The sequence below is a fragment of the candidate division WOR-3 bacterium genome, assembly GCA_039801365.1.
GTDB lineage: Bacteria > Hydrothermota > Tepidihabitantia > Tepidihabitantales > Tepidihabitantaceae > JBDRUN01.
Window position 1 is genome coordinate 1 of record JBDRUN010000082.1, and the last position, 11,796, is coordinate 11,796.

The 11,796-nt window shown below is 57.5% G+C and carries 9 protein-coding genes; 3 read left to right on the forward strand and 6 right to left on the reverse strand.

All coding sequences use genetic code 11. The features are described from left to right. Positions 1 to 160 precede the first annotated feature (160 nt). The 3 genes from ABIL25_09285 to rsmG all read left to right on the forward strand — a co-directional run bounded on the left by ABIL25_09285 (position 161) and on the right by rsmG (position 2,789). Positions 161 to 1,069, forward strand: a complete 909-nt coding sequence (locus ABIL25_09285) for a PorV/PorQ family protein (protein MEO0082463.1) — start codon at positions 161 to 163, stop codon at positions 1,067 to 1,069. Positions 1,070 to 1,081: 12 nt separating this feature from the next. Beyond that, positions 1,082 to 2,032 carry an HD domain-containing protein gene (locus ABIL25_09290; GenBank protein MEO0082464.1) on the forward strand — a complete coding sequence of 317 codons (951 nt, stop codon included), beginning with the start codon at positions 1,082 to 1,084 and terminating at the stop codon, positions 2,030 to 2,032. A 91-nt stretch (positions 2,033 to 2,123) separates the two neighbouring features. Beyond that, on the forward strand, positions 2,124 to 2,789 hold the full coding sequence (gene rsmG, locus ABIL25_09295; GenBank protein ID MEO0082465.1) for a 16S rRNA (guanine(527)-N(7))-methyltransferase RsmG: 666 nt from the start codon (positions 2,124 to 2,126) through the stop codon (positions 2,787 to 2,789). 11 nt (positions 2,790 to 2,800) lie between these two features. Here the strand turns inward: rsmG and ABIL25_09300 are convergent, their stop codons facing one another. From ABIL25_09300 to rpmF, 6 genes are all read right to left on the reverse strand, one after another. Further along, a complete protein-coding gene (locus ABIL25_09300) occupies positions 2,801 to 4,990 on the reverse strand; it encodes a kelch repeat-containing protein (protein ID MEO0082466.1) in 2,190 nt (729 codons plus the stop codon). A gap of 179 nt (positions 4,991 to 5,169) precedes the next feature. Further along, entirely contained in the window at positions 5,170 to 7,218 is a 2,049-nt protein-coding gene (locus tag ABIL25_09305; GenBank protein MEO0082467.1) for a T9SS type A sorting domain-containing protein, read from the reverse strand. 807 nt (positions 7,219 to 8,025) lie between these two features. Next, positions 8,026 to 9,153, reverse strand: a complete 1,128-nt coding sequence (locus ABIL25_09310) for a hypothetical protein (GenBank protein MEO0082468.1) — start codon at positions 9,151 to 9,153, stop codon at positions 8,026 to 8,028. A gap of 47 nt (positions 9,154 to 9,200) precedes the next feature. Further along, entirely contained in the window at positions 9,201 to 10,352 is a 1,152-nt protein-coding gene (locus ABIL25_09315; GenBank protein ID MEO0082469.1) for a DNRLRE domain-containing protein, read from the reverse strand. A 54-nt stretch (positions 10,353 to 10,406) separates the two neighbouring features. Continuing rightward, on the reverse strand, positions 10,407 to 11,411 hold the full coding sequence (plsX, locus tag ABIL25_09320; GenBank protein ID MEO0082470.1) for a phosphate acyltransferase PlsX: 1,005 nt from the start codon (positions 11,409 to 11,411) through the stop codon (positions 10,407 to 10,409). Beyond that, a complete protein-coding gene (gene rpmF, locus ABIL25_09325; GenBank protein ID MEO0082471.1) occupies positions 11,408 to 11,605 on the reverse strand; it encodes a 50S ribosomal protein L32 in 198 nt (65 codons plus the stop codon). The genes plsX and rpmF overlap by 4 nt, the downstream gene beginning before the upstream one ends. Between the last annotated feature and the right edge of the window lie 191 nt (positions 11,606 to 11,796).

The window sequence follows — 11,796 nt, forward strand, 5'->3', positions numbered from 1 at the left end:
TGTTCTCCTGTTGCCTGCGCTCGACCTTGACGAGTTGCTGGCGCTACGGGTATCATATGAAACGCGCAAGCGTCAGGCAGGGGGTCACGATGTGCCTTGGCCGGCCCTAGGGGTGCGACATTCTGCTTGACAAGCGCAGGCCGGTGGCTAACTTGTCTTGATGAACATGCTCTTGGCCCTGAGTCTCATCTCTTTTGACCCCGGCGTTGGCACCGCTGGCTTCGACTTCCTCCGTGTTACCCCCACTGCCCGTGAGGCCGCAATGGCTGGTGCAGTGACCGGCGATGCGCAGAGCCCGATGGCGTTCTGGTATTCTCCCGCACTGGTGCTGGGCAGCGAACTGCCGCGTGCCCACGTCGGGTATGTCAACTACGTTGCCGGTATTCACTTGGGCTCAGTCGCCTATTCCAGGCCGCTGGCTGCAAACAAGGGTATTGGCATCGGCATCGTATACCTGAACGCCGGCACGATGAAACGGACCGACCCGTTGGGCAACGAGTTGGGGATGTTCGGTGTTTCCTACACCGATGTGAACCTGTCAGCAGCGCTCAAGCTATCAGAGCTCGTGTTAGTCGGAGCAGGATTCCAGGGACTGTATGGCTCGATTGACACGTTTTTCGGCATCGGTGTGGCTGCGAACCTGGGCGCCCGGGCCCGAATTCCACTCGAAGGTTTCGAGGGACTGTATGCCGGACTTGCCTGCCGTAACATCGGTTATCAGGCGAAGCCGTTCCAGTCCGGCCGGGACAAGATGCCGCTGGAGTTCGCCGTTGGTCTTGCTTACCTGCCCAATTCCTCGATCAACCTCACCGCCGATGTGCTCAAGCCAGTGGATAACCGGTTTGTGTTCCGAGCCGGCATCGAAGGTTGGGTTGCAGACATACTTGTCCTGCGTGCTGGGTACACAACCTTGGGCGCCGACCTTAAGTCTGGTGGCGGCACGGACATCCTAGCCGGACTTACGACTGGCCTTGGCTTCCGCTACCAGAAGTACCAGCTCGACTATGCCTTCATCCCGATGGTTGAACTGGGCATGGCTCATCGCATCTCATTCTCAATAGAGCTCTAGCCCACAACGGCAATGAAAACCCAGTTCCTGAAGGCAATCAAACCTGGCACCCAGGTTGACGACGTGTTCTTCTGCACCCGGCGGGACGTCAAGGAGCGACGGGATGGTGCACCATTCTTGACATTTGAGTTTCAAGACAAGAGCGGTCGGGTTGCTGCCATCATGTGGGATCGGATTGACGATGCTCTGCGCTGTGTCGAACCCGGTGGGTTCTACCGTGTGGTCGGCAAGATGGGCGACTATCAAGGTAAGCCGCAGCTCACCGTTTCAGTCATATACCCGGCAGACCCTGCCCAGGTCAACCGCGAAGACTTTATCTCCGCCACGAAATACGACCGCAAACAGCTTCTGGCCGAGCTCAGGAAGTACATTGCTGCTGTGAAGAACAGACATTTGGCTGGTCTGCTTGCTACTTTCTTCGAGGACGATGAATTTGTCAGGAAGTTCTCGGATTCTCCGGCCGCGGCCCAGGTACATCATGCCTGCATTGGTGGCCTTTTGGAACATACTGTGTTCATGTGCCGGCTTGCCAGAACGGTACCCGATACCTACGAGGAAGTGGACCGGGACCTGCTGATGACTGGTATCATCCTCCATGATGTTGGCAAGACCGAGGAGTACGTCTATGACAAGGCGATTGACCACACTTGGGACGGCCGCCTTATCGGCCACATCGTCATGGGATACGACTTGGTCTGCAAACGAATTGATAGCATCAAGGAGTTCCCTGAGGAGCTACGTCGGCTCATCCTTCATATTATCCTCGCCCATCATGGACAACTGGAGTTCGGCTCGCCAAAGTCGCCGAAGTTTGTCGAGGCGCTGATTGTCCACTTTCTTGATAACCTTGACGCCCGTATTGCGATGTTTCGCGACGCGGTCGCTGATAACCAGGGTACGAAGTGGACCGAATTCCACAAGTACCTCGAAACCAACATCTACATCCGCGATCCGCTGGAATAGAAACGGCAAGTGAACTGGTGTTCCGGGGTCCTGACGGCCCGTGCTAAATCACCCGAATTCCTGAGCTCTTGCGTGCCTGAACCAATCTCTAGTGCCTGACCTCAGCCACGCTGAGCTTGAGTCGGCCTGTGCCGGGCTTGGATTTACGCTTGCACCTGCTCAGCTTGCGCTACTCGAACGCTATGCCGGCCTCCTACGCGGCTGGAATCGTCGCATCAACCTCATATCCCGTCGGGACTCAGATCGAATCCTCTCTTACCACGTGCTTGACTCTCTGGCTGTTTCCTCGGCCATTTCGATTGGCTCAAGTGTTGCTGACATTGGCTCGGGCGCTGGTCTGCCCGGTATTCCGCTGGCCATTGCCCGACCTGACCTGAAGATACTACTAGTAGAGTCTTCGCATAAGAAGTGTCTATTCCTGAACACTGCAGTCTGTGATCTCGGTCTTGACAACGCATGGGTAATCGAAGGCCGGGTTGAACTACTGAGACCACTCGACTGCACCGTACTACTCTCCCGTCTAACCGGTCCAGTCCGACAGGTCATCAAGCAGGTTCAGCATCAGCTCAGCCCTGGCAGTCGGCTTATTCTATTCAAGACCGCTTGCGGTGATATGGAGATCGAACGAGCAGCCAAAAGCATCGCTCAGTATGGCCTGACTGTTGAACGTGCGCTCGACGTGATTCTGCCTGTTTCAGGCATCAAGCGCCGGTTCGTCATTCTCCAGCGCCATCGTCCCTTTTGTCCTTCAGGCTGACTCCTCGGGACCTAGCGCAGCAGTACGAGCTTTCTGGTAACGGTCTCCGAGCCGGAGAGAATGCGGACGTAGTAGATTCCCAGGGGCACATGACGACCCGATGCGTCGTTCAAGTCCCAGACTAGAGAGCAGGAGGTAGGAAGCAGAGACCGGGACGAGGTACCACAGACTTGCCTTGTCCAAATGCGGCGACCAGAAGCATCGTACACGGTCAACAGGAGTGCATTGCTTGCAGACCATGAAACGCTGATTTCCAGTTGCTGGCTGGTGCAGATCGTCGGAATGCGAATAGAGAATGGTAAGCCGGAACCGGAGAATAGAGACTCAGATACTCCCACTACTGGAGAGGAGAACAGAATCGTAGTCGAGTCAGTCAGAACGTGATTGGCAGGACTACCATCACAGACGTACTGGAGGTAACGGTACCAGCTACCGTCAGTACCCTGGATTCCAGTGGTCGAACTCATGCGGTCTGCTGCCAGGCGTAGGTAGTTGAACCAAATCCTACCAGAACGTTCAAGCACCACCTGGAACGTGAGTGATTCTGTAGGCACCCCATAGCGCGGCACCCCGGCCCAGGTGAAGACCACGGCGTCTGTGGTCCTATTCTCCATGACCCTACCCCTCTCGCGCAGGGTCAAGTCGTCCCAGAATGGCGCGATGACATCGGGTAACTCGACAGATGGTAGACGGCGGTTTAGACGGCTGGTGTTCTCCGAAGTACCCAGATGTCCGTTGGTGGACACGTAAATCGCGCTAAGCGTTCTGCCATAGTAGGGAAACCTGAACGGTAAGAGACGCCGAGATGTGCCGTCATCTGGGTCAGGGGCCCAGTCCGTGATTACTGTTCCGCCTGCAGTGTCAAACCAACCGAACTCGATACTGTCCGGCTCTTGCGTAGAGCAATAGGTGTAGCCAAACGCATCCGGCCAGGACCCGAGTGCTGTTTGACAACGCTGCCAAGTAGTATCATTATCCGGATTCTGGTCATTTGCCGAACTTGCTGCGGCGGCCACTAACATGTAGGCTCCGGCTGGTGGAACAAAATCGCCGAAATCAGCCTTGCTGCCCTGGCCTGGTCCGAGCTCCAGCCTGGCATCGCCTTCGAACAGTAGTTGCCGAGTAACCGAGTCCAAGACCCACGCTGACACGCTGAACGTGTCAGGAATTGTGCCTGAGTTCCTAAACCACGTCACGATCGGACAGGGCATACCGGCCGTGACTCGGCCCACCGGCGAGACGATGGACTCAGCCGCAACGTCATAGTCATAGTGAGCAACGTCAAGGTAGTCGTGCCGAGCAAGATAGGGCGTGGCGCCCTCAAACCCGCCTGGTACGTAGAGCCGCCCTCCAATCACCGGAGCGCCGAACACGTTTGCGACCGGGCTTGGCTTGGACAGCAGTTGCCGCCAAGTCCGGTTCCGAGGGTCGAATCCAAGTGCCTCCGAAGTCACGGTTCCGTCTTTGAGTACTCCACCGACTACATGGAGAATGCCGTTAAGGACAGCGCACACTGGGCGGCAGCGGGCTTGACCAGGTAATGTCTCGAGTTGATACCAGTTGACCTGCCGCGGGTCCGCAGTGTTGACGACACCTTGCCAGACCGCGTTGGTCATGCCAGTCAGGGTCCAGCCACCTACCAAGTAGATAGTATCCCCTACAATGCCGCAGCCCATTGCGCCGAGTTCGACCGGAAGCGAAGCCGCCGTGTCCCAGGCTTGGGTTGCCGGGTTGAATAGCCAGACCCGGTCGCGGGGTGGAGAGTTGACCGCCCAGTTGCCACCACCGAGTACGTAAATGAGGCTGTCCCTCCACGCGACCGCGCCAAAGTCGTGTAGACTATCAGGCATCTCCGGGAGGATTGTCCAGTTGTCCCGCGCTGGGTCATAGACTTCGACTCGATTGAGCCCGATGCCAAATTCACTGCACCCGCCGAGCACATAGACAAGATTTCGGACAACGACGGCTTGGCCGACACCGCGTTCGTAGCGCATCGGTGAGCATCGAGACCAGCGGTTCTGCGTTGGCAAGTACCGTAGGCATGCTCTTTCCATCATAGTGCTGGCCGAACGCCGACCACCGAAGACAAACAGAGCGCGAATCGTGGAATCCTTGACTGCGGCCATCATGTGGAGTGCAAGCGGGTATGGGAGATCGGCCCGAATACCCCAGCCATTGTCGAGCGCAGGCGTCCGAGACAACGGACGTCCTACATTCAACGCTCCAAGCCGTGCGGGGGAGTTTGACATCTGGCGTGGAGCGCAATGCGGATTGCATAGCGCATGCGCATGGGCCGGCGGCCGGTCAGCAGAAGCCGGACCGCAAAAGACGAGAACACAGAGCAGAAATCCCACGGTGCACCAGACGGGCAGTGACCACGCTAGGGGGCCGTCACCACCAGTTTGCTGGACAGCTTAGTCGTGACGGTCGAAATAGTCAATACGTAGATGCCGGCAGGCAGACTGGTGAAGTCTGAGCCAAGCACACAGGGACCGCAATTCTGGTACTGGCGCTGTGTTACCTGTCGGCCAGAGACATCCCACAAACAGACTGCTGCTCCGGTCGGCAAATCTGAAAGGACGATGGTCTGACCGGACCGAATGATACTTGGACCGAGGGTGTTAGAACCGCGAAGCGCGGACCGCGGGGCATCGGCGCTGATGCCAACTGCGCGCCACGTGCGGCCGAGCGATAGCTTGCAGATGGTGTTTTGGAGCCGGCTCAGGGTTGCGTAGGCCCAAACGATTGAGTCCGGGCTTGGGTTCTCGGGTCGGTAGATATCTAGGTCAGCCAAGTCGGCAAGTGGCGCGGTTCTTGTGACCAAGCCGCCGAGGTCGAGTTCGATTAACGCTCCCTGGTTCCATCCACCCGTAATGAGATAACTACGGTTGTCGCCCAAGAATGAGCAGGCCCGGAACGAGGAAGTTGGGTTGGCAAGCGCACGGACAATTCTGTGGTTCGCAACATCGAGTTCAAGAATACGGTTCAGGCCGCCGACCTCGACTGCAAATAGCGTTCCAGGCCGACCCGCGTCAAGCCCGGCGAACCAGGCGTCAGGTGCGAGCAACTCGAGGTTCCAAGTGTCGCTGGTGAACGAACCGTCCAGTCCGTATCCGGCGACAACACAGCCCGGGCCACAAAGTGGGACGTGTGTTATCCAGAACTTGGTACCGGTCTGGTCCCACGCGATACCCCAGACGACGTCCCCTCCGAAAAAGTCTTGGAGTTCAAATGCCTCTGGTTCCAGTCTGGGCGCGCTCGAGCACGCGGGAAAGCTGTATACCTGGTTTGGCTGGGTTGAGGTAACGTAAAACCGATTCAGGTCCTGACAGTACGTGATACCGGTCAAGTTCATACCAGAGCCGATTTCTGGGAAGTCCCAAGTGCCGAGTACGGCACCAAAACCAGGTGGGAAAGAAGACGTCACGAAGCAGGCAGTATCGTTGCGCGGCAGCAGGTCGCCAGAAAGCCGGGTCTCAAGAAGAACGAACCAGGAATCCGGGCTCGGCGGTACCAGCCAGTCTCCGAAGTAGCACAAGGAAGTGTCGCCGGGCACAAGCCCAGTAATCAACCGAGTGCGCGCAAACACAGTATCGCGCGGGACGCGGGTTCGGACGATGCGACAGGTAACCGGAAACGTCTCGGTACCCAGTCCGTAGTTCTTGAACACTCCGGTCACTGGACTTTGACACCCGGTCGGAATCCAGCCCAGTGGGGTACCAGCACGGAACACGCCGACGTCATGCGCCAGCCGCCGTACGTAGAACCGAACGGACATTGAGTCCTCAGGTTGGTGTTTGGTCGGAAGGCCGTCGTGCACGTACTGCAGACAATGGTCGTTGCCACCAGAGTGGCCTTGGATGCCGACAGTGTTAGAGTCTTTTGTCCGTGTAGCACGTAGGATGTTCATCCTGATGGAGCCGTCGGCGAACAGCAAGACTTGAGCCGAAAGTGTATCCCAGGAGTTGAACCGAACTACGTTGAACCAAGTAATGCAAGTGAATCCGAGTGCCGGGTCGTCATATCGGCGAACCGAGCCGGACCGGGCTGGGCTCAGGTCATCCCAGTAGAGGGCTAGCAGGTAAGGGAACTCGGGGGCAGGCAAGGATCGATTCTCGTAGGTCGTGAACGTCGTAGGAAACTCAAGGAAGCCGTTGGAACACACGACGACTGAATCAAGGGTATCTCCGTAGAACGGAAACTGGAAAGGCAGGCCGATTCGCACCCAGCCATCGTCCGGATTCGGGAACCAGCCGACTATCGGCTGGTGTGTCGAAGGGTCGAGCCAAGAAAACGTAATGGTGTCTCCGCAATCCTGGGTTGATTCCCAGTAGTAGCCGAAGCCGTCCGGCCCGCCTTGGAAACCGGATGCGTTTTGTGGCGGCACGGCAAGACAAAGGCAAAAGGAAAGCACGAGGAAACTAAGCACAATCCCTCCCTCTGGCCCGAATGGGCCTGTTCTTCAGCTTGTTACCTTACAATTCTACCAGAACAGGTCGTATTTTCAACCCTCACCCAAGAAAGCACTCGAAAAGAGATGCATTTTGGCAGTCCTTTAGACCGCAAGGTCAAGTGGTACTGATAATGCGTGAGAAACCGATCTTGACAGGAAAGCCTGCCCGCCAATATGTTGAGTCGGCAGAAAGACCAGGTCTGTTATTGTCATCCAGGTGACCTAGCTCCTAGCAGCAAATGACATTGGCCCAGTGCGACGCTCCAAGTGTTTTCCGGTGTTGCAGCGGCGCGATAGGACAAGGTTTTCGTGCTTGGTCAGCGCGAACTGTTGTCGGCCGAGCGTACTGGGGGATCCACGCACTAGGAAGGTGGCCCCCGATGCGACATGTGGGGCGGGTCAGACGGTGTCTAGTCTAGCCTGTTCCCGTAGGCCGGGGTTGGTCGAACCCGGGCCCGGCAGAATGGACGCGCTTCCAGTCGTAAAGCCAACCACCACCTTGGCGCTCAGTCCAGCCTGTCTCAGACTGTGTCCGGCTGTGAGAAGAGGTGGATAGTCCGGGGCTAGCCCGGTAGCCGTCCCCGAAGCGGCATCGGGTACGCAGGGATAGACGCTGTCTGACGGAAAAGTCCCTCGGAGTTCGGACGATTCTGAACAGAGATAGCCAACTCGCAAGTTGATGAAAAGCAGGGAATTACTATCGTCTTCCCGGCAAGACTGTACCAAGACCCCACACTCCACTCCTGTCCAACGGATTGACTTGACACCTGCCTTGTAGTAGGCCTAGTAGCCCCAGCGCCGGGTGCGCCGAAGCCAGGCTTCGTGATAGGCAAGGCTCAGCATCAGGCGTATAGATGTCTCGGAAAGAGTAGCCGAGTTCCTGCGATCAAGTCCGGCCGAGAATTCGAGCGAGCCAAACCCAGTAATCGGAATACCGGCTCCAAGATGAAATCCGTGCTCGATGATAGGGCTTGCGTCACGGGCAGCGTAGTACCACGGTGAGTAGGAGTAGCCAAGTCGGAGCGGTATCTTGCCTGTCAAGTACTCGGCACCGGCTGATACGCGGTATGAGTTCAGTGCACCGGGCATATGCCCAGTATCAACCTTGATGTCATGCCAAGGCTGGTGCTTGAAGCCGAGCGCGATGGTCAGCTGCTCCGCAGGTGAGAAACTAACGCCGAATGATGCGGCGGATGGAATTGAGATCCGGTAGGTGCGGAGCGAGTCTTCGATGACGCCGTGAACTTTACGGAAGGAGCGAGCGGTGAAGCAGTGCGGAAGTGAGTAGTGGGTAGCGAGGGCGAACCGGGCAGTCTGTAACGAGGTGCCGAACTTGATCGCATCGCCGGAGTAGTCCAGCTCAACGGTGTCGGTTGAGACATAGCGACCATTCTTGGTCTCGAATCGCCAGTCTTCGCGGGAGGAGCCGAGTAGACGGCTGTATTCAATGCCGATGCCAGCAAGTTTGAAACAGGACCAGCCGATACCGCACCGGAGTGCGTATATGCCGCCCCGGCCGGTGACATGGTACCGGTAGCTTGAATCCGGCAGGGACTCGGACCAGATGCTGTAGTCTTGGTTGAACCGTTCGTCAATTCCGAGCATAAGCCGGGTCTCAAGCGGCAGGGGCGCAGCGGCATGGAACCCGGCTGGCCGCACGTTTTGAATAAGCCGGTTCTGCCCGGTCTGAGAACCGATTGTCGCCACACCAAGGCTTGAACCGGTGAATGAAACTTTGGGCAGATATACAACGATGCCAGGGTTCCCATATGACAGTGCCTCCGGCGTACCGAGCGCTGAAATCCGAGCATCGGCCGGCAGCGCAAGCTCACCCAGTCCGCGAGCGGTGAAGAAGGACTGAGCAGGTGCAGGACCGAACACAAGAGCCAACAGGCAGAAGCCAGAAACCAAAGCGGTGAAGTGCGGGCGGCAAAGCGCAGGCGGCAAGTTGGTGTACATCAGTGGAAGAACCGGTCATTGGGCGGCATGACGTAAAGAAGCCTGAGTGTAGGAGCGGCCGGGCCGGTTCGCGCCAAACCGAGTCGAAACATCATGGAGTGCTCGGGTTCGGCCACAAGCAGAAGTCCGAAGTTTGAATCCGGGTGCGCGGTCCAGAACTGGACCAGTTCTCTCAGATCGAAGGTCGCAACAGAGTCCGACTCCGGACTCACAACGTAGCGGCACACCGCATCGGCTTCATCCGCGAATTTCGCATTGTGTCCAGCTCGGGCAAACGGTTCGAGGAGCCGACGCACGCCGATGCGGAGCGTGTCCTTTCGCCGGTATTCGACCACGGGCAGGAAGGTGAGTTCGGCCTCGGCGATCGTGGCCGCGGGCGAGATGCATTCGAGGGGGAACCGAAGATAGGTGCGAAAGACCATACCCGAGCCGATGCGATAGGCACTGGCCCGGCCTAGTGCGATGGTGTCAACAAGGTGGGCGTCGTCGAGCGAGTTGTAAACCGATTGCGCATTGCCGGAGTACTTGATACGTAGCCTAGGGGCCGTGGCAGCGGCGTACCCTGAGTAGAGTGCAACGAAACCGCTGTCCTGAGGAAAGAGTAGGACGCCGTTCTGCTTGAAGGATGGTTGGACTAGTGTGTCGAGCTTACCTAGGTCAAGCTCTATTACCAGACTCTCCCCCGTGAAAGTGCCGCCCCCCAAGGCAACGTTCCAATAGTCGCCACCAGGCGTAAGCCAGTGGGTGACCGAGTCGGCCATGCGCCAAGACACTGCAGCAGAATTCCAAGCACTGGAGCAAGGCCGGATCACGAATGTCATGGCTGTACTATCTTTACGGTGCAGAATGAGCTGGGCTGAGAGAGCGGAGTCGAGTGCCGTGTCCGGCAGCGCGAATCGCAGGATTACTCGGGACTGGTACTGACTGTCTTTGCCCAGATACATGATGTCGGCCGCGCCCAAGGCCGCGTACCGGCCGTAACCGGCGATGGAATCTGGCTTCACAGTCAAGCTGTCAGCTTGCGGCATGCGGTCGAGCTGGTCAGCACCAACCGGCAGGGTGTTGCAGGCGGAGAGAAAGAACAGAACAAAGGAGACACAGAAACGACCTAGTAGCAATGAACGATGAGCGATCAGCGGATGATCACTCATATTGTTCTACTCCGGTTTTGCTTGGGACTTCCATAGTTAGCCCAGGCCTAATTACTATTCGCCAGTCTCTATGCCCTTTTCCTGCGTGAACCGCTTACGGATATGCTCGGTGATATTGCCCTCCACGGCGCGACAGGCTGAGCGCAGCGCGTTCATTATCGCTCTTGGGCTGGAACGGCCGTGTGCCACGACGACCGGGGCTTCTACACCCAGCAGTAGGGCGCCGCCGTGTTCCTGGTAGTCCATCCGGTCGATGAATTCCTGCAGCACGGGCTTGGAGAGCCAGCGACGCAGGCGGTACCTAGATTCGGACTCAAGATAGTCGGCCAGCATCCCGGCTACGACCTCGGCCAGTCCTTCGCCGTACTTCAGCAGCACGTTGCCGACCAGTCCGTCACAAACGACAACATCGGCCGTTCCCTTGAGAATGTCATAGCCCTCGATGTTCCCGACGAAGTTAAGTTCGCTCTGTTTAAACATCCGGTAGGCCCCGAGAATGGCATCGTTGCCTTTTGACTCTTCCCGGCCGATGTTCAGTAGTCCGACGGACGGGTTCGCCTTGCGGAGTAGGTAGCTGGCGGCGGTTGCGCCCATCAGCCCGAACTGGTAGAGCTGTAATGGACTGGCGTCAACGTTTGCGCCGACGTCGAGCACCATGCTCGAACCTTTGACGGTCGGGAACATTACCGCCAGCGTGGGTCGGTGAACACCTGGCACGGCGCCAATCATAGTAAGAGCATAGGCCATCACTGCACCGGTGTTCCCGGCCGAGACCACGCCATCCACTTTGCCTTCCTTTAGGAGGCGCATGCATACCGCGATTGACGAATTGCGCTTGCGCTTGACTGCGTCGGATGGCGCCTCGTGCATCCCGACAACTTCAGTTGCCGACACAAGCTCAAGCCGGGCCGAGCAGTTCCGATTGAAGCCGGCGATTATCTCTCCTTGACCGACGAGTACGACCTCAAGCGAACTGTCTTCCTCAAGTGCTAGAGCAATACCTTGAAGCTCAGCCCGGGGGGCGTTGTCCGACCCCATCGCATCGAGTGCGATCTTCACTGTGTCTTTTCTTTTTCCCTGCTGATGAAGATGACTTCCTTGCCCGCGTAGTAACCGCAGTGCAGGCACACGCGGTGCGGCAGTTTTGGCTCGTGGCAATGAGGGCAGTCAACCACAGTCGGCGCGGTCAACTTCCAGTGAGTCCTACGTTTGCGACCGCGCTGCCGGGAATGCCTTCGCTTAGGTAGCGGCATTAGTCCTCCAGTAAGGGTTAGACGTGCTCGATTCTATCGGTGGTGTTTGCGAATGTCAAGCCGGCGCGTTGCCTCACCAAAAATGTACTCGAAGCTACCCCGTTGCCTCACGTAAGAAAAGTACTCGAAACAGGAGGCATAATCTGACCAGCCCTTACCATGAAAGGAGTTGGTCAGATGGCACTGACTAT